Origin of the sequence: Paenibacillus gallinarum, assembly GCF_014836635.1 — a bacterium.
GTDB lineage: Bacteria > Bacillota > Bacilli > Paenibacillales > Paenibacillaceae > Paenibacillus > Paenibacillus gallinarum.
Genome location: NZ_JACSQL010000001.1, coordinates 562,986 through 585,040 on the forward strand (window position 1 = coordinate 562,986; position 22,055 = coordinate 585,040).

The window sequence follows — 22,055 nt, forward strand, 5'->3', positions numbered from 1 at the left end:
TGAATGAATGATAAGGAAATCCTGTAAATGAGCAGGGTTTCCTTTTCTTTATGCTTAATAATCAGTATAATTTGAGAGATAGGAATAAAGTCATTCATTAATAGTCCATGGATTGATTCCGGCTTTATTTCTACGGGTAAGATCATAATAGAATAGTAGGAAAGGAGTGAATGGAAAAGATGGGTTCAATTTTTTATTTTGTACACATACTCGGTGCAGTCTCAGTAGGTTATTATCTATTACTTCCTTTCGTGGTTAGTGCACTAATGAAACTAGCAGCACCAGCTCAAGAGGGAAGTATCGCGGCTGTCAGAACATTTAATCGTGTCGCTCAATACGGTTTGATTATTCAGTTTATTACCGGTGGATACATCATGAGCAAAGGATCTTACGCTGTTTCCTGGATGATCCTGGTTGTTGTGATCTTCATCGCAATGCTTGCGATTGGTGGAATTATGGGTAAATCACTTCGTCTTGGTATTGCAGGTATTCAAGAAAAACGAGATATCAGTGCAGAAAAAAATAAACTGTGTATGTTCAGTATTATTTTAGCTGTATTGTTGCTCGTAATGCTTGGAATCATGGTCTACCCTTGGTAGAAACTAGGTAAGAATACATATCGATATAAAGTATTCATTAACCCTATGCATTTTTAAGTAAGGCAGAATTATTCGCAAGTAATATGCGAAATGTTCTGTCTTTTTTTTGTTTTTTCATAAAAAAAGTTTCGACTTTTCTTTTCATAGAGTGAGGCAAGAAAGTTTCATTAAGCAGAGGACGGGTAAAATCATAACGAAGAGGATTGTTGTTAATCTACTGTTACGTTACAAAGAATGACGTATAAGGACAGCAAGATTAGCCATCCTATAACTTGATTATGAAAATACGTGATAGAACATTCTAGAAAAGGAAGGGAGAACGAGATCATGTCAGAGAATCAAAACAAAACGTTACCTCCACAACAACAAAGCAAACAGCCAGGGATTGAATCGGAAATGACCCCAAGACCGAAGTACAAGGGAGAATCCTACAAAGCAGCAGGGAAATTGAAAGGAAAGTCAGCTCTAATTACGGGCGGAGACAGCGGTATTGGACGTGCTGTGGCCGTAGCGTACGCAAAAGAAGGTGCAAATGTATCGATCGTCTATTTAGATGAACATAACGATGCAGAGGAGACTAAGAAGTGTGTAGAGCAAGAAGGTGTGAAGTGTGTTCTGATACCAGGTGATATTCGGGATTCCGCGTTCTGTAGCGAAGCGATCAAACAAACAGTAGATGAATTAGGCGGGCTGGACATCCTAGTGAACAACGCAGCTGAACAGCATCCACAGCAGAACTTTGAAGACATTACGGATGAGCAACTGGAAAAAACGTTCCGTACGAATATATTCAGTATGTTCTATATGACAAGAGCAGCAATGCCTCATTTAAAAAGCGGTAGTGCTGTCATTAATACGACTTCCATTACGGCTTACCGAGGTAGTGAAAATCTAATTGATTACTCTGCTACCAAAGGAGCCATTACTGCTTTCACACGTTCCTTGTCCATGCATTTGGCCGATAAAGGAATCAGAGTAAACGCGGTAGCACCGGGCCCGATCTGGACTCCGCTCATTCCTTCTACTTTTGATGAAAAGAAAGTAAGTGAATTCGGAGCAACACAGCCAATGAAACGTCCAGGTGAACCAGAAGAACTCGCACCGGCATATGTATATCTTGCATCCAGTGATTCTTCTTACGTGAGTGGACAAGTCATCCATGTAAATGGCGGAGAAGTAGTAAACGGTTAATGAATCAGCAATAACATATATATCAGGTCTCATACGGACTTTAATCCGGATGAGACCTTTTTTACATTTAATTGATAAAATTTACATAACGATCGAAGAACGCCGTTTAATGTGTGGTATGATCAATTTGATAGAATCACGGAAAGGAATCGGATAATATATGGGATCTTGGTCACTTCGATTTGCAGCCTGGTTTGAGAAGTATATGTTTGCTATTATTCCATTCACCCTAATTTTAGGGATGATTTATTCTGAACTTTTTTTACCATTTGTTTCTTGGGTTCCCTATTTATTTGGCTTTGTTACCTTTGTCATGGCTTTGGGATGCGGTCTTACTCATTTGAAAAATGTAGTGTACAAACCGATGCCTGTATTTATTACGCTGCTTTTAGCTCATGTACTGACACCGCTTATTGCTTTTGCGCTTGGAGCAGCTCTGTTTGGTCCAGATTCCGACTATACGGTGGGATTGGTTTTATTCTCGATTATTCCTTTAGGTGTTTCTTCGGTATTATGGGTCGGCATGTCTTATGGAAGTGTACCCTTAATGCTGGCCATGGTAGTTGTAGATTCAGCACTTAGCCCGCTAGTTGTGCCAGGTTTGATCGAACTCTTTTTTGGAGCAGACATTAAATTTGACACGGTTTCACTTATGAAGGATCTTCTGCTAATTATCGTAGTTCCTACCGTTCTTGGCGTAACCATCTACGAAATTTCAAAAGGAAAATTCAAAGCATGGTCTGCCCCAGTTACTTTGCCTATTTCAAAAATATTCTTTGCTGCAGTCGTACTTCTAAATGCGGCAGCCATCGCTCCTCATATGAGAACATTGGAAACAAGTGTTATTCTCGCTTCTATTGCCGTCGTATTGTTAGTTGCGTTATGCTATTGTATTGGATTTGCAGGCTCTTATCTTATGAGAAATGTTTCCCGGGAAATAAGGGTGACGATGTCTTATGCAGCTGGAATGCGTAATATCTCACTCGGCCTTGTTCTTGCGATGGGTTATTTTTCGCCGCAAACAGCGATTCCGGTTGTTCTAGGGATTATGATTCAGCAGCCGCTTGCAACACTGCATCATGCACTACTGCAACGTTTCTTGCCAATTCAAAAAGAAGAAATGTAAAATATAATGTTAATAATAACAGTATAAAGGATGAGTAAATAACGCATATGAAGACTTTTCGTTTTCGGCTTACAGCCATTATGATGACGCTGATCTTTATTTCTGTCTTAGCGGCAGGTGTGGCTCTGGGTCAAGTATTCAAAGAAGTACATATTAATGCCCTTGAAGAAAATATGGTGCGCGAGATTAAACTGCTGAAGATCCATTTTCCTTTTATGAAGACTCAAGGTGATTTGGAGACGGTAACCAAATATTATACAGAAAAAGCGAAAGAACTTGAGGATCTCACTGATTCAAGAACGACGTTTATCCTCAGAGATGGTACCGTGATTGGTGATTCGGAGCATAGTGCAACAAAAATGGATAACCATCTAAACCGTGAGGAAATTACATCCATTACCGCAGGAACTACTTCCTACGGACATGCTATTCGAACGAGTGAAACGCTTGGCCAAAAGATGCTATATATTGCGCTTCCCGTAACTTCATCAGATGGGAACTTTGATGGATATATCAGGCTTTCCATGAGCTTGAAAGCAGTAGACGAAGGACTAGGCCGAGGCTGGTTCCTTATGTTTGTCACCCTTATTATTTTGTTTGCATTAGTGGCATTTGTTTGCTATCGAGTCGGAAAAAGCCTTACGAGTCCGATCGAACACATTACGAAGGTAGCGAATCAAATATCCCTGCTGGATTATGATGCAAGAGTTAGATTTAATCGTGATGATGAGATTGGACAACTCGGCAAAGCGATTAACGGCATGGCAGACAGCCTGCAGACCCAGCTGAAAATGATCCGTGATAGTGAAGATTTGGTTCAGAGTGTAATGAGCAATATGACAGGCGGTATTATTATGATTGATGCCACGCAAAATATCGCTGTGCTCAATAAAGAAAGTGAGCGTATGCTTGGTGTTGATCAGCGTCGTGTGATGGGAAGACCCTATCATGAACTCAAAAAACGACATTATGAGTTAACGAAAATCATTGAATCTTCCATAGATCATAGAGATCGTATACACGAAGAAGTACGTTTATATAAACCTGAAGAATTACTTGTAGGTTTAGACGGTGTTCCAATGTTCGAGAATGATGGAAGTTATCGAGGAATGCTATTTTTACTTCAGGATATCACAGCTATTCGGCGTCTAGAAAATATGCGAAGTGAATTTGTAGCTAATGTATCTCATGAACTGAAGACACCTGTAGCAGCAGTCAAAGGTTTTGCAGAAACACTTCTTAGCGGAGGAGTAAAGGATGAGGAAACTGTACGATCCTTTTTGCAAATAATATATGATGAAGGTGACCGATTGAACCGCCTGATTGGTGACATATTGGAATTATCAAAAATAGAATCCAGACGGTCCAACCTTGATTGCTCTCCGGTTCATCTTCATTCATTCTTTGATATGGTGACCGGAACGTTAAGCAATGTAGCTGAGAAGAAACAGATTCGTCTTCTTGTAGACGTACCTAATGAATTATTTATGGAAGCTGATGAGGATAAACTGAAACAGATCTTTTTAAATCTAATTAGTAATGGGATTAACTATACTCTTGAGGGTGGACAGGTTAAAATTCAGGCCTCCATTGACAAGGATGAAGGAGAAGAGAAAGTTGTTTTCCAAATTAGTGATACGGGGATTGGTATACCAAAAGCCGACTTACCGAGGGTGTTTGAGCGTTTTTACCGAGTAGATAAAGGAAGATCTCGTAATTCCGGCGGCACAGGTCTTGGACTATCCATTGTTAAACATTTGGTAGAACTGCATCAAGGAACGTTAATGGTGGAGAGCGAGCTGGGTACGGGAACGACATTTACTGTTGTCTTGCCGCTTCTTCAGGAACATACGGATGAGGAATAGGTTATCAAATAGATAGCAGATAATATAGACTGTCATATTTTACACCACGATAACAAAGTAATGATATTATGAACTGAATGAACAAGAGATGAAAGCAGGGGATACCATGGCACAGCGATTATTAGTTATTGAAGATGAGCCTACACTAGCAAGATTACTCTCCTATAACTTGACCCAAGAAGGTCATGATGTAACAGTAGAAGATCACGGTACATCCGGTTACGAAAGAGCTTCTTCTCAGGAGTTTGATCTAATACTGCTCGATATTATGCTCCCTGGAATGAATGGACTCGAGATCCTCAGTAAACTTAGAAGTACAGGGGTAAAAACCCCTGTCATTATTCTCACTGCTAAGAATGGAGAAAATGAAGTCGTTCAAGGACTAAAACTGGGTGCAGATGATTATATAACAAAACCATTTGGGGTCTCGGAACTACTCGCTAGGGTGGATGCGGTACTGCGCAGGGTATCTGGTATGGAGGAACAGCCCACACCTGCTGAAGAGGACGGATCAAGAATTGTTTTAGGGGAACTTGAGATTTATCCGAAGAAGTATGAAGTGACGCTGAGCGGACAACCCATACAGCTTCGTCCGAAAGAGTTTGAAGTGCTTTTATATTTAGCTAAAAAGCCTGGTGTTGTACTAACAAGAGATGATTTGATGAATGCGGTCTGGGGATTCGATTATATAGGAGGGCAACGCACCGTAGATGTTCATGTTAGCTCTCTGCGCAAAAAACTGGAGCTGGATCCCGAAACGGTTCATATTGACTCCATACGTGGTGTGGGATACAAGCTTGTAGCAGGCAAACGAAAGACAGTTTCACAGCTCCGGTGATCCTTTACCTAGAATCATTAATTGTCATTCGAGACAAGATAAGGAGAGGATTGCCCTGGCTGACAAAGAGCCCTTGAAATCAGTGAGTCTGCTTTTCGAGACTGAGAATAGGCGATTAGCGGACTTTTCTGATTTACATTTTACATAGCGTTAACAATTGTTTATATAGCCTTTACAATGAGACGTTACAATGATGTAGAGCTTTTATTTTGTGAGGTTTGTTTTTCGTATGACAAGTTGATCCTCACTATGCAGTAAAGGAGATAAACCAGGGATGAACAGCACGATGATAAATATTAAAAACCTGAATCTATATTATGAATCTTTTCATGCGTTAAAGAATGTAAATCTTGAGATTCCCAAAAATACAGTAACTGCTTTTATCGGTCCTTCGGGCTGCGGTAAATCTACTCTTCTTCGTACACTCAACCGTATGAATGACATGATTAGCGGTACGAGAATTGAAGGGAAAGTAGAGATTGATGGACAAGATATTTATGGTGAGAACCTGCCGATTGAGACCCTTCGTAAACGGGTAGGTATGGTGTTTCAACAACCCAATCCGTTTCCTAAGACGATATATGATAACATCGCTTATGGTCCACGCCTTCATGGAACAACGGATAAAAAAGTGCTTGATGAAATTGTTGAACAAAGTCTGCGCCGATCTGCACTGTGGGATGAAGTGAAAGATTACTTGAAACGCTCGGCAATGAGTCTGTCAGGAGGACAACAACAGCGCTTATGTATTGCTCGTGCTTTAGCAGTTCAACCTGAAGTGCTGCTTATGGATGAAGCAACATCAGCTCTCGATCCGATCTCTACCCTCAAAATTGAGGAACTTGTACAAGAGTTAAGAGATCATTACACGATCGTCATGGTTACACATAATATGCATCAAGCTGCTCGTGTATCAGGAAAAACAGTCTTTTTCCTGAATGGGGAAGTGGTAGAAGCGGCGGAAACGAACGAAATTTTCTCCAATCCACAAGACCCTAGAACAGAAGATTATGTGTCTGGACGTTTTGGTTAACAGATTGTACGAATAAAATAGCTACACTTCATTTACATGAGGAGGAACAGCAAGGATGATTCGTAGAAAAGGATTTGACCGGGAATTAAATCAGCTTCGAGATTTATTACTTAAGATGGCGGAACACGTAAATACAGCTTTGGTAGATGCCATCAACAGTTTAAAGTCAGGTGACCTCAAACTTGCGCAGAAGGTTGTATCGAAAGATATCCAGCTGAATGCAATGGAAGAAGAGATCATGGAACTTGGAACGAAGCTAATTATCACACAACAGCCTGTCGCTAAAGATCTAAGAAGAATTATCGTAGCTTTCAAAATCTCAAGTGACCTAGAACGAATGGGTGATCTTGCACTGGATGTTGCCAAAGTGACGCTGCGTATGGAAGGTCAGAAACTAATCAAGCCTCTTATCGATATCCCTCGGATGGGGGAGATTGTTAAGCTTATGATTGATGAATCCATTAACTCGTATCTTGATGAGAATGCAGATTTGGCTTACAAAATGGCAAAGACGGATGATGAAGTGGATGAACTGTACAGTCATATGATAACAGACCTATATGCGCTCATGGTGGATCACCCGCAAGACGCTTCCCAGGCTATGCTTCTTATGATGGTGGGTCGCTATATCGAACGAATTGGTGATCATGCAACGAATATTGGTGAGAGTGCTGTATATTTAGTTACAGGTAAACGTCCTGATCTGAATCAATAAAGAGGACGAAAAACATAGGAATGCGTAGTAATATATGGGTTTTTAGACCCTTAAAATGACAGAATTATTCTTGAATTTCTATCTTTTTAGGAATTTTCGGGTAATTCTGTTTCTTTATGTGTAATAGTGGGTAATTATACTCTGTCAGATAAGCAACTCACCTAGCAAATTTCGTGAAGATAGTGAAATGAGCCGCTGTTGACACCGGCTCTTTTTTCTATATGCTGGGAGTTTTTTAGGCGTAGGAACGAAATATGACAGGGGGAAACGATTCATGATTGAATTTAAAGGTGTTAAGAAAGTGTATGATGATGGTTTCGAAGCGTTAAAAGGCATTGATCTTACGATTAAACAAGGGGAAATTACGGTGTTCATTGGTCCTTCTGGTTGTGGTAAAACAACAACGATGCGAATGATCAACCGTTTGAATGTTCCTTCTCATGGTCAAATTTTGATTAACGGGAAAGATATTTCGAAAACAGATGCAGTAGATCTCAGAAGAAGCATAGGTTATGTCATTCAAAGTGTGGGTTTGTTCCCGAATATGACAATCGCTAAAAACGTAGGTGTAGTACCGCGTCTACTGAAATGGGATAAAGCAAAAATCGATGCACGTGTAGATGAACTCCTTAATCAAGTCAGACTTGCACCCGAGACATTTGGGAATCGATATCCTTCCGAACTAAGTGGTGGACAACAACAGCGGATCGGTGTAATTCGTGCACTAGCAGCAGACCCCGATATTATTTTGCTGGATGAACCTTTTAGTGCACTGGATCCAATTAGCAGAGAAGAACTGCAAGATGAGTTAATTCGACTTCAAACAGAAGTGAAGAAAACCATCGTTTTCGTTACGCATGATATGGATGAAGCGATCAAACTTGCTGATACCATTGTGCTTATGAAAGGTGGACAAATAGAACAAGTAGGAACACCGGATCAGATTTTACGTCACCCAGCAAGTGAATTCGTAGAAAGCTTTATTGGAAAAGATCGCTTGCTGTCAGAAGACATTACCGAATTCCCGAATGTCGAGGAAGTAATGATTAACAATCCAGCTACTGCGTTTCCATCCAGAGGGATTGCAGAAGCGATTACGATTTTACAAAGACGTAAAGTAGACTCTTTGCTGGTTGTGGATAAAAATAGACGTTTGCTTGGTAACGTAACGATCTATCAGTTAATCAAACATTATCGTGAAGAAGATAAGAAAATAGTCGATGTTATGAACCCTGTAGAGCACGTACTTTATAGAGGAGATTCGGTTACCACTGCGCTTACGATACTGAATGAGAATCAGCTTTCTAATCTACCTGTAATTGATGAAGATGGGCTTTTCCTTGGTCTCATCACGAGAGGTAGTGTGGTAAGGCTGCTCGCAGACGTCTACACTCCAGAACCAGAGGAGGCAGAAGTGAATGCAGGTATTTGAATCGATAAAAAGTTTCTTTGTTTTCATAGGTGAACGTTACCCAGATATTCTTAGCGCAGCGGGTCAGCATGCTTTAATCGCAGCAATTGCTACCATTCTAGGTATTGTTGTTGCCATACCTGTAGCGATTATGATCTCAAGTTCAGAAATTAAATGGGTCAATTCCCTAGTATTTAGTGTTGCCAATCTATTTCAGACCATCCCAAGTTTAGCACTTCTTGCTCTTATGATTCCTTTATTCGGGATTGGTATGACACCGGCAATCGTTGCATTATTTCTATATTCATTGTTGCCGCTTTTACGAAATACATATGCTGGACTACAGGCAGTTGACCCTGCACTGAGAGATGCATCGAAGGGCATGGGCTACAGTAGACTTCAAAGTTTATTTCAAATCGAGCTGCCTTTGGCGGTTCCGTACATTATGTCAGGTATTAGAATAACGACAGTCTATATCATTAGTTGGACTACTCTCGCTGGACTTATTGGAGCTGGTGGACTCGGACAGTTAATTATGTCGGGACTTGGCGTAAACAAGACCGAACTTATTGTAGCAGGCGCACTGTCAGCCATCCTTTTTGCATTGCTTGCTGACTTGTTACTTGGAGCACTAGAGAAAGCAATTAGACCGAACCAAAATAGTGCAAAGGCGTAGGTTTCCTAATTGTCTGAAGAAATCATATGAGATGTGAAGATAAAGTCTCATAAGCTACTAAGGAAAGAGGGAGATCGTACAAATGAGAGTTATAAAACAAAGATCGTTGAAAATCACGCGCACATTGGTTCTATTCATGCTCATTCTGTCTATTTTTTCAGTAAGTTTGTCTGGCAAGGCAGAAGCTGCTGACCGGGTGAAAATTGGAACGCAAACCTTTACAGAATCCAAGGTGCTTGCTGAGATATATAAAGCATTAATTGAAGATCGCACCGATCTAAGTGTAGATGTAACGACAGACCTAGCTTCTTCTAGTCTAGTGCTAAGGGCGCTTAGCACAGGCGAAATGGATATGGGAAGTGTATATTCAGGAGAAATTTTTAACGGTTATTTTGAAGTTGAGGAAACAAGGGATCGAGATGAAGTACTCCGTCAGGCTCAGGAAGGTTTTGATAAGCTATGGAATCTGAAATGGTATGATTCGCTAGGCTACGAGAACACGTATACATTAGCGGTCAAACAAGAAGTGGCAGATGAATACGGTCTTAGCAAGATGTCTGATTTAAAGGATCATGCAGGAGATATGAGAATTGGAGTGGATACAACTTGGCTTGAACGTCCAACGGATGGATATCCGGCCTTTACAAAGGAGTATGGTTTTACTTTTGCTCAGACCTCTCCGATGGAAATCTCACTCGTATATTCAGCTGTTGCTGACAACATTGTAGATGTTGTTCTAGCTTATACTACAGATCCAGGTCTTAAAGAATTTAACCTTGTGACCCTTGAGGATGATAAACAATTCTTCCCTCCATTCGATGCTTCAACGGTTGTTCGTAAAGAGCTGATTGAAGAGCATCCTGAACTGGATGAAGTGCTTTCTTCTCTTGTGGGAACGATTGATGCAGATACGATGACAGAGTTAAGTTATCAAGTAGATGTAGAAAAAATGGAACCGCGAACCGTCGCGATGAAGTATTTGGTCGATCTTGGATTACTTGATGAATCTAAGCTTCCTGCATCAGCGATGCATCCAGATGCGAATTCTTTCATGAAATTTTATTATTATGTTACTGAAAATGCATCTTATTTACTTCATTTAACATGGGTTCATATTCTAATGGTGCTTTGCGGGTTGGGACTTTCTTTAGTTATTGGGATTCCGCTCGGTATTCTTAGTGCTCGTTTTGAAAAAACAGGAAGAGTCATCATGTTCTTTACGAACATTATTCAAGTACTTCCAAGTATGGCACTGCTCGTTCTGCTCATGGTTATGTTTGGTCTCGGATTCAAGAGTGTCGTTATTGGCTTATTCCTTTACTCTTTAAATCCTGTCGTGCGTAACACTTATGTTGGTCTGAAGGAAGTAAGTCCTGCACTACAGGATGCAGGAAAAGGGATGGGGATGAGCCGTTTCCAACTGCTGTGGAAAGTGGAAATGCCTTTATCCATTCCATTCCTCATGGCAGGCTTACGTGTAGCTGCGGTCATCGCAATTGGTGTGGCTGCACTCGCACCGATTATCGGGGGAGATGGACTTGGCCGCGAAATCTATGCGGGTCTTAATCAGCGGCATAATATCAAAATACTAGCGGGTGCCATTCCTGCTGCGTTACTTGCCATCCTGGCAGATATCCTTCTAGGAAGACTGGCAGAACGATTTAAAATAGCAAAACGGTAAAATGAAACAGTCTGAACTTCGGTTCGGACTGTTTCTCTTTTATTTGGCCGATAATGCAGGAGAGTGCACAGTTAATTCGTTTTGTTTTTTGAAGCAGAGTTCCCATGTGTTATCATATAGGGAGAAGTGAAACAAGAGAGGTGTATCTATGGAAAAGTTTATTTTGATTGATGGAAACAGTATTATTTATCGAGCCTTTTTTGCCATGCCCCCGCTGACGAATTCGAGCGGATTACATACAAATGCGGTGTACGGATTTACGACCATGCTTCTTCGGTTGCTGGAAGAACACAAGCCGACACATATGATGGTGGCTTTTGATGCAGGTAAAGTAACGTTCCGCCATGAAGGTTATGAAGAATATAAGGGAGGAAGGCAGAAAACACCGCCTGAGTTATCGGAACAATTCCCTGTACTTAAAGAACTGCTTACCGCTTTCGGTATTGCTCAGTTTGAACTATCTGGATATGAAGCCGACGATATCATTGGAACACTCACAAAACGTGCCGATGAAGCGGGCCGCGAAGTCCTTGTGGTTACGGGTGACAAGGATATGTTACAGCTGGCATCTGAGAACGTAAATATTGCATTGACTCGGAAAGGCGTATCTGAAATTGAAAATTACGGTCCAAAAGAAATTGAAGAACGCTACGGCCTTACTCCGCTCCAGATTATTGATCTTAAAGGGCTCATGGGAGATACCTCTGATAACATTCCTGGTATTCCTGGAGTAGGAGAAAAAACAGCACTAAAGCTGCTTCATCAGTTTGGATCAGTTGAAGAGGTACTAAGTAATACTTCTGAACTGAAAGGGAAGATGAAAGAGAAAATAGAAACTCACGCAGAAGATGCACGGCTCAGTAAACGGCTAGCTACCATTTACCGAGAAGTACCACTTGAGAAAACTTGGGATGACATGGTTTTTGGCGGTATTCAAGAAGAGTCCGCAGCTCCGGCCCTCGCGAAGCTGGAATTCAAATCACTGTTAGAGCGACTTGCCTTCACCGTTAAACAGGCAGATGCGGACGAGAATACACCAGAAGAAGAGGCGATTGAGACCGTTATTGTAATGGAAGATAACATAGCAGACTTGCTGCCGTTACTTCCTCGTATCAAAATTGTTCATGTTGAATCACGAGGAGACAACCCTCATCACGCTGCTTTGATTGGGATTGTGCTGACGGATTGTGAGAAATACTATTTTATCTCTCCAGAGGTGCTCTCTTCCGAAGCTTGTACAGGTATTAGAGAATGGCTGGGAGATTCGGAGAAGCCTAAACAGGGATATGATTTACACAGGGTTGATCTTGTTCTACATGCGAATGGCTTGCCATTTGCGGGAGCTGATTTTGATGTGCATCTTGCGGGTTATCTGCTCGATCCAACGGATTCAAATCAGACGCTATGGGGAGTTGCATCGAAATATGGTCTGGCTCGTCTACAGTCAGATGATGAGGTATTTGGTAAAGGGGCTAAATACAAACTTCCAGAAGAGAAGGTTGTATGCGAGTATTTATGCCGTAAAGCAGAAACGATCTCTCGTCTGATTTCTCTACAGCAGAAGGATTTGGAAGAGACAGGAATGCATGAACTTTTCTATGATCTAGAAATGCCCTTATCACGCATACTCGCTGACATGGAGAAGCAAGGAATCAAAGCGAATGTAGACGAACTTAAAGCACTTGGTTCTGAATTTGAACAGACGATATCTTCATTAGTTGCGAAAATTTATGAGATTGCGGGAACTGAATTTAATCTGAACTCGCCAAAACAGCTAGGCGAAATTCTTTTTGATAGATTGGGATTGCCGGTTATTAAGAAAACAAAGACAGGTTATTCTACAGATGCAGAAGTACTGGAGAAGCTGGCTCCGTATCATGAAATTGTTCAGCATATTTTAGAGTACCGCTCGATTGCGAAGCTACAATCGACGTATGTAGAAGGATTACTGAAAGAAATTTCAGATAAAACAGGGAAAGTGCATACGTATTATCGTCAAACGATTGCTGCCACCGGCAGACTTAGCAGTCAGTTTCCGAACCTGCAGAACATTCCGATTCGCCTGGAAGAAGGACGTAAGATCCGTAAAGTGTTTGTTCCTTCCGAAGAGAATTGGTACATTCTCGCTGCCGATTATTCGCAGATCGAACTTCGTGTGCTTGCTCACATCTCGGATGACGATAATCTAAAAGAAGCTTTTGTACATGATATGGATATTCATACAAAAACGGCAATGGATGTATTTGGAGTGGAGGAATCAGCAGTAGACAGCAATATGCGGAGATCAGCGAAAGCTGTTAACTTTGGAATCGTGTATGGAATAAGCGATTACGGTTTGTCTCAGAACTTGAACATTACAAGAAAAGAAGCATCCCAGTTTATTGAACAGTATTTTGAAGTGTTTAAAGGTGTTCGTAAATTCATGGATGATATCGTGAAACAGGCTAAACAAGATGGCTATGTAACTACGCTTCTCGGGCGCCGCCGGTATTTGCCAGAAATTAATGCAAGCAACTTTAACCTTCGTTCTTTTGCAGAACGTACAGCGATGAATACGCCAATTCAAGGAACCGCTGCTGACATTATCAAGCTGGCTATGGTTCACATGGATGCAGCACTTACGGAGAAAAAACTGAAGAGCCGTATGCTGTTGCAGGTACACGATGAATTGGTATTTGAAGTACCGGAAGAGGAATTAGAAATAATGAAGGAATTAGTACCTGAAGTGATGGGGAAAGCCTTGGAATTAGCCGTTCCACTTAAAGCAGAAGTCAGCTTCGGCAGAAACTGGTATGAGGCGAAGTAAATCCAAGTCAAAGGGTATAAGATTGCCTCAAAATCCGCTATAATGGAGGATGAGGTGAAGACATCATGCCGGAACTTCCGGAAGTAGAAACAGTCAAAAGAACATTAAATTCGTTAATCGTAGGAAAATATATAGATCGTGTTACCGTTCATTTACCGCGAATCATTCAGCGGCCAGATGATATTGATGCATTTGCTATGGAGCTTGTTGGACACACCATCCAAGGTGTGGAGCGAAGAGGTAAATTTTTGAGAATCCTACTGGATGGACTTGTACTTGTCTCCCATCTTCGGATGGAAGGACGATATGGTTTATATCCTGAAGATGAACCCTTAGAGAAACATACTCATGTAGTATTTCATTTCTCTGATGGAACAGAGCTGCGTTACAAGGACGTAAGACAATTTGGAACCATGCATCTGTTCCGCACGGGGGAAGACCTTACAAACAAACCATTGATGAAGCTTGGGCTTGAGCCGCTCGACGAATCTTTTACACTGGAAGCTTTTCGTAAAGTGATTGGGAAACGGTCAACTAAGATCAAAGTAGCTCTTCTAAATCAGGAATATGTCGTAGGGATCGGGAATATTTATGTTGATGAGTCGCTTTTTAAGGCAGGGATTCATCCTGAACAACCCGCAAATACGCTCACTGACGAGCAGTTTGAACTGCTTCATCAGTCTATCATTGATACACTCCTTGAAGCGGTACAAGCTGGCGGATCTACCATTAAATCTTATGTTAACGGTCAAGGTGAAGTGGGCATGTTTCAACATCAGTTCAAAATATATGGCCGTCAAAATCAGCCTTGTGAAAATTGTGGAACAATGATTATTAAAACAGTGGTAGGTGGACGCGGTACCCATACTTGCCCAAGATGTCAGGTGTTGACGTAACGAATTAGTATAAACAAGCTCCAGGTAAGCGAGCCTTTATGAATAGGCACCCTTTTAACCCGGTTCCCATATACTGCTAGGGCAACGCAGTCTTAGGCATTAGCCTGCTTCCTGCTTTTGAAGCAGCTTTGTGGCCTAGTTTTGGGAGGAATGAAGGGTGCCTCATTCATTGACGTTATTTTTGCTTGCTTTTGCGCTTAGTCTGGATGGCTTTGGTATAGGCATTACATACGGCCTTCGCAAAATGAAAATTCCTTGGCTATCGATCGTAATTATCTCCATCTGCTCTGGTCTTGTTATTGGAGTTTCCATGCAGCTTGGAGTTTTATTATCTACTTTCGTATCTCCGGATGTAGCATCGTGGATCGGTGCAGGGATTCTCATTGGTATGGGAACCTGGTCATTGATTCAGTCATTCAGGTCCAAAGCCGCGGATACAGAGACAGATCCTTGGAAAGAAAAGGCGAACTTATCTTCAGATACATCGTTGTCATCTCGGCAATCGGGGAAGGACAGTACGGTTGAGGGAGAATCGTCCGATTCGGAATCGAAAACAACCGTTTTTTTATTGGAAATTCAAAAGTTTGGTCTTGTGATCCAAATATTAAAGAAACCTTCCGCTGCTGATATGGACGATTCAGGAAGTATTTCGGGATATGAGGCCATGTGGCTTGGGATTGCATTATCTTTAGATGCCTTTGGCGCGGGACTTGGTGCTGCACTGCTTGGTTTACCTCCTTTATTAACCTCGGTAATGATCGCTTTTTTCAGCGGTATGTTTCTCGTCTTTGGTTTAAAGGCAGGTTTTCGTTTTGCAAACTCAAGTTTTGTACAGTCACTTACGGCTTTACCTGCAATTATGTTAATTATTATGGGAATATTGAAGCTGATTTAATTTGAGGTGAATACATGAATATTGGATTAACAGGCGGAATTGCGTCAGGTAAAAGCAGTGTTTCCAAGCTTCTTGTAAGCCTTGGAGCGATTTTAATTGATGCAGATCAGATCGCTCGGGAAGTCATGCTTCCCGGGCACCCTGTGCTTGCTGCTGTCGCGAAACAATTCGGACAAGTTGTTCTGCTGGAAGATGGATCACTGAACCGTAAGAAGCTCGGTGAGCTTGTTTTTAATCATCCAGATCAGCTTCAAGCATTAAATCAAATTACCCACCCTGCCATTCGTCAGGAGATGAGAGATCGTAAGCATAAATTCGAAGTGCAGTTCCCAGGTCGTCTTATTGTTTCTGATATTCCTCTTCTCTATGAGTCAGGACTTGAAGATGGGTATGAACAGATTATGCTGGTATATGTACCGAGAAAAATTCAATTAGAACGGTTAATGAAGAGAGATGGACTGGACAAGGATCAGGCGATCCGCCGTTTGGAAGCTCAGATGGATATAGAAGAGAAGAAGCAAAAAGCAGATATTATTATAGATAACAGCGGGGATTTCGAAGATACGAAGAAGCAAATTTTGGCCTTTTGGCGTGACGCGGGTTTATCATGAGATGGCTTCGTAAAAAAAGAGTGTTGCTTGTTATTCTTGTTTCCTTTTTATTTCTTCTATTTTTTAATACCAATTGGATGTCTTGGTTTTATCCGATTCATTATAAAGATGAGATTCGTACACAAGCAGAAGCTTATGATGTAGACCCATTCCTCGTAGCCTCCATTATTCGAGTTGAGTCCAATTATAAACTGAGTCGTGAATCGAAAAAGGGTGCCATCGGTTTAATGCAGCTGATGCCAGACACTGCGAACTGGGTTTTGGAGAAAAAACAGAAAAAGAATGTAACGATGGATGAACTGAAGCATGAACCTGAGGCAAATATAGAAATTGGTACATGGTATCTTGATTACTTATCCGATCATTTTGATGGCAATCCGATCGCAGCGATAGCGGCTTATAACGCAGGACAAGGGAATGTAGGCAGCTGGATTAAAAAAGGCTTATGGGATGGGAAACTCGACACCATTAATGAAATTCCGGTTGGAGAGACTCGGCATTATGTACAGCGGGTTATTTATTATTATAATCAGTATAAAGATATTTATAAGGAATTCTGATTCTTATCATCTCATTGGTTGAAATGCAAATAAGTGCTGGACAGGCCAGCCTAATGGCTAACCTGTCCAACACTTTATGATTACTTATTATTGAAATTGACCAGCGAGTTGTTGTTCACCGATAGTTACAAGACGTTTAGTAATGTAACCCCCGATAGAACCGTTCTCGTAAGAAGTCATGTTACCTTGGTATCCATCTTGTGGGATGCTGATACCTAGTTCTTGAGCGATCTCATACTTCATTTGCTCAAGAGCACCAGAAGCGTTTGCTACAACTAGTTGGTTAGAGTTTCCGTTGTTACCTTGTGCCATTGCCTTTCACCTCCTTGCGAGTTGGTAAAAGTATTATGTCTCGTATCTGTGATTTTCATTACACTTTTTAAAAGAAAAATAGTTGGAAAGTATATACAATAAGAGGAGTGATGTCCGTGAAATGTCCGTATTGCGCGTACGGAGGTACGAAAGTACTTGATTCTCGCCCTGCTAATGAAAACAAGTCCATTCGCAGACGCCGCGAATGTGAACAATGTAACCGCAGGTTTACCACTTTTGAAACGATTGAGGAGACACCGCTGATCGTTATTAAAAAAGATGGAAGCAGAGAAGAGTTTAGCAGAGAAAAGCTGCTTAGAGGATTGATTCGAGCATGTGAGAAACGTCCTGTATCTGTTGAACAACTTGATAATATTGCGTCTGCCGTAGAGTCCTCTTTACGAAATACTGCAGTTGCTGAAGTAGAGAGCAGAGAAATTGGAGAACTTGTCATGGAACAGCTGTATCCCGTAGATGAAGTTGCTTATGTACGCTTCGCTTCGGTATATAGACAGTTTAAAGACATTAATATGTTTATGAAAGAACTAAAAACGTTATTATCCAAAGAGCCCTACGAAGAGTAAGTATACCTATACGATAAAGGAGAATTCACTTTCATGATACATAGTCGTAAGTTATGGCTTGAATCGATGTTTCGAATAGCAGATCCTGTATTGGAAGCTTTATCGAACCGGAAATTAAAGGAACTCATGCCTGTGGATTCTCCCTCAGCGGATAGAGAAACCTATGCTTACCTCGAAGCACTTGGCAGATTACTTGCTGGAATGGCTCCTTGGTTAGAACATAAGCAGGATGGAGAAGAAGAAGTTCTAAGGAATAAGTATGCAGTAATGGCTAGACAAGCTATTGATGCTGGCACGGATCCGAATTCAGTTGATTTCATGAATTTTACAGAAGGCGGTCAGCCGCTTGTAGATGCAGCTTTTTTAGCTCACGCGATCGTGAGAGCTCCTCAGGAACTTTACGGACAGCTTGAACCGAGAGTGAAGCAGCAGCTTATTGATTGTTTGAAGAAGACTCGCCGTATAAAAGCCGTTCCTTCGAACTGGCTATTATTCTCTGCTATGGTTGAGGCGGCCTTGTATATGATGGGAGAAGAGGACTTTGATGTGATGAGAGTCGATTACGCTCTCAAACAGCATGAGCATTGGTATCTAGGGGATGGAACCTACGGAGATGGTCCGCATTTTCACTGGGACTACTATAACAGCTTCGTTATTCAGCCTATGCTTATCGATATCCATCGTACATTTAAAGGGATGTACCCTGATTGGGACTCGGCTTACGAGTTCGTACTGTCCCGAGCACGAAGATATGGCGCAGTGCTTGAACGCATGATTTCACCAGAAGGAACGTTTCCTCCAGTAGGTCGTTCGCTTGCATACCGTTTTGGTGCTTTTCAGCTGTTATCTCAACTCGCACTCATGGAAACGCTTCCTGAGGAATTGGATTGTGCAAGTGTTCGCTGTGCGCTTACCGCAGTGTTGCAAAGAACAATCACTGCCGAAGGTACATTCGATGAGAAGGGATGGCTTCGGATTGGCTTTTGCGGCAATCAACCAGATATAGCGGAAGGATATATTTCTACAGGGAGTTTATATTTGTGCAGTACCTTATTTCTGCCGCTGGGACTTTCAGGTGATCATCCATTTTGGGCAATGCCAGACGAACCCTGGACACAGAAAAAAGCATGGAGTGGGCAATCTTTTTCGCTGGATCATTCAGTGTTCTAACTATCAATTGGAGAGGTGATGAAGATGAGCAAGATGCAGATTGCAGAAAAGCTGTGGAATACCTTCTTGTTTGCTTTACTCTTTATCCTTTTTTATATTGCAGGTAAATATATAATCTTCTCTTATGTTCAATTGGATTCGTTGTTATACCAGAATTTAATTGAAATGATCTATGTTGTTATTACAGTAGTATTATCTCGATTGTTGTCTGTGACTGTATTATCATTTGAGCGAATGAATCCTAGTCATCATCGAGCCGTAAATTGAATGTTATATAAAAGGTGTTGCGTGCCTAATATGATTATTATCAGTCCCATGATTATGCTGATTACCCCAGCGAACTTAACATAGGAAAGCCACATATCACTGGGTTCTTTATCATAACCTATTCTTTTGAATAACCAAGAAACAGGACGCTTAATAGAGAGGATCCCAAGTGCTATTCTATTTGTGAGTTTGAATTTCAATAAAAAATACTTGCACCGATGCGCACTTAAATGTATAATAACTAAGTCGGAAAGTTACTGAGTTGACTTTACGTCAGATACAAATTAGTAGTCAACTACATAATTAAGGGGCCTTAGCTCAGCTGGGAGAGCGCATCGCTGGCAGCGATGAGGTCAGGGGTTCGATCCCCCTAGGCTCCATCTGTTTATCAAATAAACCACGTCCATTGGACGTGGTTTATTTTTTATGATGTTAGTACAAGTAGAAAAGGCCAGTGGGGGAACCAGGCGCCGGGCTTTTGTATGAACTCTATACGATATCGATTGTCTAATTACTAAATAGGTCTGGCAAAATATTATAAATATACTGGTTCTGCCAGTTCCAAGCATGCGTGCCGCTATCGGCTGCGAGGAAGTAAAAATTTCCCTTCTTTGTATCCGATGAATAGATGAATACATCCGTTAATTTCCTCATTGCATCGACTTGGGGCTTCAAGTTTGGATATGCGATATCAAGCTTACCCGTAGCACTGAAGATGTAATAGTCCTGCGGCTTATAACCGGATTTTTTTGCAACATTTGCAAGGTACTCTGCTGTTTTCTCTGGTTGAAGACCGCCTCCGCGCTGTTCAATGACCCAGCTGTCACCACTTAACGGAATATAATATTTAAAATAGTCTAGAGCATGAATAAAGGTATACCAAGTCGTGACCGAACCCATGGAGAAACCACCGAATGCTCGATGCTCCCGAGATGCTTTCAAATCTTCCAAACTTCCTGATTTGGCATAGGTATTATACTTGTTTTCCACCAACGGAACAATGGTGTCCATCAGTTCCTCGTGGAAGAGTGCGACGTCATTTTTACCGTCATTAAAGGTAGGCGTCACAACGATAAGAGGTTCAATATCTCCTGAGGCAATCATATTATCTAAAATTTTCTTCAATTCTTTGCTCTGGCCAGGTCCGCCGAAGAGAAGATCTTCATTCTCTCCGCCGCCATGCATCAGATAGAGAACATTGTATTTCTTATTTGCAGCTGAAGCATCATAACCGTATGGAAGATAAACATTCAATTTTTTATCGTCCGTACCACCCTTTACATTAGGCGTTTTGTAGTGAATGCTTTCAATTTTTCCTGGCTTGGTGTTTTCGGCTCGATAAGCATTCGGAAGCGGCTTGAAGTATTTCTCATTCGCGGCTTCTTCCGTCATTTCAAGCTTGCTGATTGCAGCTGTAATTGCAGCATATTGACTGTCAATTTCTTTCTGGGTAACCTTATGACCATTGAGTACGCTTTCAGACACAACGTTAGTAAGAGCATCTGTTACGATATTCGCATTTTTATAAAGCTTGAAATCAAGCTTTAGTGTATTTTCAACCAAATTAAATAGATTGTATGGATTTAATCCGCTGACATCGTTTTTTGCCTTTCCAGTAAGTAAAACTTCGCCGAATTTCGATGGATCTTGCCATGCAGTTCCTGTTGCATCAAACAAATTTAAGGAACCTATACGTTCCGATCCTATAGCATCGTTAATCTGTAATTCAATACCAAGCACTTTTCCGTTTTCTGGTTTCGTCTTCAGAGCAATTCTTGTTTCAATTACGTAACCGTCTTTCACTTTTTTCGCTGCTGTATAATACAGGTTTGGATCTCCGTTATCCACGGATAACGCATTTTCGTAGTTGACGCGGATATGCAAATCTTCTGCGCCATAGTCTGTCGTTTTGTCATTGTTCTCGTCCAGGAATATTTCCACCGAATCTTGCATGTGTGGTGTTCCAGATTGAACGGACAGATTCTTATCTTTGACTTCTGCAAGAATGTATAGTGCGCGGTCATCCCATAATGCTTTAAATGTAGCGGAGGTATCTATGTTAGCGGATACATGCTTAGGTGATACTTTATGTGCCTTATTCCATATCGGATCAACATTTCCGTCAATGACTGGGGAACCAAAATGAGCCACCATTCTTCCATTGGAATCCAAACCATCCGTACCCACAGATATTTTGCCAGGGTCTGTTTTCATGGGTGCCTCCTTAATTACGGCTTTTGTTACGAGAACATCCTTTTGTTTGAATGCAGGTTCAGCCTTTGTTGCAGCTGCAGAAATATCAGGCAATGAGCCGAGTGAAAACATAAATACCAAGGATACAATAGTTAACATTTTCAAAATGGGGTTAAGCAACAGCCTTGTACCATTCTTCAAAAGTTCTCCTCCTTTTTAAATGTGATCATTAGTATGTTTGTCACCCATTGGTTCTCTTACCGCTCAATCAGTTCCTGAATGTTCTCCCTACAAAATCATTAGACTGAATTCTTACTTTTTATTTTAGCTTTAATAATCACATCCTTTCACTTTATATTCATTGTTCGTTTCTGAGAGAATTTAACGTTAATTATTTAAAGTGTCAATATTATATTAGCATCTTGTTTGTTAACTGTAGAGGCAAAAACAACGGTAATAATAATAGAATCGGAAAAACGAATGGACGACGATAAAGTGAGTAACATGAGGCAGCCTGCATTCAAAAACCTCCACTGTATTTCGACAAAATTCGTCTCGCAGCCGGCTACAAGAGAGAGGTTATGAAGATGGTCCCTTAGAACATTCTTTTTTATGAGAAAGAAGAT

20 protein-coding genes and 1 tRNA gene are annotated in these 22,055 nt (G+C 41.2%); 19 read left to right on the forward strand and 2 right to left on the reverse strand.

Annotation, left to right across the window (positions count from 1 at the left end):
- Positions 1–179: 179 nt before the first annotated feature.
- The 15 genes from H9647_RS02755 (at position 180) to H9647_RS02830 (ending at position 16,903) form a co-directional block, all read left to right on the forward strand.
- Entirely contained in the window at positions 180–599 is a 420-nt protein-coding gene (locus tag H9647_RS02755; protein ID WP_191797955.1) for a hypothetical protein, read from the forward strand.
- Between the two features lie 327 nt (positions 600–926).
- Entirely contained in the window at positions 927–1,790 is an 864-nt protein-coding gene (locus tag H9647_RS02760; protein WP_191797957.1) for an SDR family oxidoreductase, read from the forward strand.
- 160 nt (positions 1,791–1,950) lie between these two features.
- Positions 1,951–2,916, forward strand: a complete 966-nt coding sequence (locus H9647_RS02765; RefSeq protein ID WP_191797959.1) for a bile acid:sodium symporter family protein — start codon at positions 1,951–1,953, stop codon at positions 2,914–2,916.
- 47 nt (positions 2,917–2,963) lie between these two features.
- Complete coding sequence (pnpS, locus tag H9647_RS02770; RefSeq protein ID WP_191797960.1) at positions 2,964–4,781, forward strand: two-component system histidine kinase PnpS; 1,818 nt, start codon at positions 2,964–2,966, stop codon at positions 4,779–4,781.
- Positions 4,782–4,887: 106 nt separating this feature from the next.
- Positions 4,888–5,619: a response regulator transcription factor gene (locus H9647_RS02775; protein WP_191797962.1), complete on the forward strand. Its 732-nt coding sequence runs from the start codon at positions 4,888–4,890 to the stop codon at positions 5,617–5,619.
- A 274-nt stretch (positions 5,620–5,893) separates the two neighbouring features.
- Positions 5,894–6,652, forward strand: coding sequence for a phosphate ABC transporter ATP-binding protein PstB (gene pstB, locus H9647_RS02780; RefSeq protein ID WP_191797963.1), 759 nt, complete (start codon positions 5,894–5,896; stop codon positions 6,650–6,652).
- Between the two features lie 55 nt (positions 6,653–6,707).
- Positions 6,708–7,367 (forward strand): phosphate signaling complex protein PhoU, encoded by a 660-nt coding sequence (phoU, locus tag H9647_RS02785; RefSeq protein ID WP_191797966.1) that lies wholly within the window; start codon positions 6,708–6,710, stop codon positions 7,365–7,367.
- Between the two features lie 274 nt (positions 7,368–7,641).
- On the forward strand, positions 7,642–8,799 hold the full coding sequence (locus tag H9647_RS02790) for an ABC transporter ATP-binding protein (protein ID WP_191797968.1): 1,158 nt from the start codon (positions 7,642–7,644) through the stop codon (positions 8,797–8,799).
- Complete coding sequence (locus tag H9647_RS02795; protein ID WP_225229008.1) at positions 8,786–9,454, forward strand: ABC transporter permease; 669 nt, start codon at positions 8,786–8,788, stop codon at positions 9,452–9,454. Before H9647_RS02790 ends, H9647_RS02795 begins: the two co-directional genes overlap by 14 nt.
- Before the next feature lie 82 nt (positions 9,455–9,536).
- A complete protein-coding gene (locus tag H9647_RS26110; protein WP_318245248.1) occupies positions 9,537–11,135 on the forward strand; it encodes a glycine betaine ABC transporter substrate-binding protein in 1,599 nt (532 codons plus the stop codon).
- A 148-nt stretch (positions 11,136–11,283) separates the two neighbouring features.
- A complete protein-coding gene (polA, locus tag H9647_RS02810) occupies positions 11,284–13,941 on the forward strand; it encodes a DNA polymerase I (protein ID WP_191797970.1) in 2,658 nt (885 codons plus the stop codon).
- A 65-nt stretch (positions 13,942–14,006) separates the two neighbouring features.
- Positions 14,007–14,837, forward strand: a complete 831-nt coding sequence (gene mutM, locus H9647_RS02815; protein WP_191797972.1) for a DNA-formamidopyrimidine glycosylase — start codon at positions 14,007–14,009, stop codon at positions 14,835–14,837.
- Positions 14,838–14,994: 157 nt separating this feature from the next.
- On the forward strand, positions 14,995–15,732 hold the full coding sequence (locus tag H9647_RS02820; protein WP_318245249.1) for a manganese efflux pump: 738 nt from the start codon (positions 14,995–14,997) through the stop codon (positions 15,730–15,732).
- Positions 15,733–15,746: 14 nt separating this feature from the next.
- Positions 15,747–16,343: a dephospho-CoA kinase gene (gene coaE / locus H9647_RS02825; protein WP_191797973.1), complete on the forward strand. Its 597-nt coding sequence runs from the start codon at positions 15,747–15,749 to the stop codon at positions 16,341–16,343.
- Entirely contained in the window at positions 16,340–16,903 is a 564-nt protein-coding gene (locus tag H9647_RS02830; RefSeq protein ID WP_191797974.1) for a lytic transglycosylase domain-containing protein, read from the forward strand. The genes coaE and H9647_RS02830 overlap by 4 nt, the downstream gene beginning before the upstream one ends.
- 87 nt (positions 16,904–16,990) lie before the next feature.
- Here the strand turns inward: H9647_RS02830 and H9647_RS02835 are convergent, their stop codons facing one another.
- On the reverse strand, positions 16,991–17,215 hold the full coding sequence (locus H9647_RS02835) for an alpha/beta-type small acid-soluble spore protein (protein ID WP_191797975.1): 225 nt from the start codon (positions 17,213–17,215) through the stop codon (positions 16,991–16,993).
- A gap of 116 nt (positions 17,216–17,331) precedes the next feature.
- On the opposite strand from H9647_RS02835, the gene nrdR reads away from it, so the two are divergent.
- The 4 genes from nrdR to H9647_RS02855 all read left to right on the forward strand — a co-directional run bounded on the left by nrdR (position 17,332) and on the right by H9647_RS02855 (position 19,616).
- Positions 17,332–17,799, forward strand: coding sequence for a transcriptional regulator NrdR (gene nrdR, locus H9647_RS02840; protein WP_191797976.1), 468 nt, complete (start codon positions 17,332–17,334; stop codon positions 17,797–17,799).
- 33 nt (positions 17,800–17,832) lie between these two features.
- Entirely contained in the window at positions 17,833–18,969 is a 1,137-nt protein-coding gene (locus tag H9647_RS02845) for a DUF2264 domain-containing protein (RefSeq protein WP_191797978.1), read from the forward strand.
- Positions 18,970–18,993: 24 nt separating this feature from the next.
- Positions 18,994–19,236 carry a hypothetical protein gene (locus H9647_RS02850; protein WP_191797980.1) on the forward strand — a complete coding sequence of 81 codons (243 nt, stop codon included), beginning with the start codon at positions 18,994–18,996 and terminating at the stop codon, positions 19,234–19,236.
- Positions 19,237–19,543: 307 nt separating this feature from the next.
- Positions 19,544–19,616, forward strand: a tRNA-Ala gene (locus H9647_RS02855).
- Between the two features lie 127 nt (positions 19,617–19,743).
- Here H9647_RS02855 and H9647_RS02860 read toward each other — a convergent pair.
- On the reverse strand, positions 19,744–21,630 hold the full coding sequence (locus H9647_RS02860) for a sugar-binding protein (protein ID WP_225229010.1): 1,887 nt from the start codon (positions 21,628–21,630) through the stop codon (positions 19,744–19,746).
- Positions 21,631–22,055: the final 425 nt, after the last annotated feature.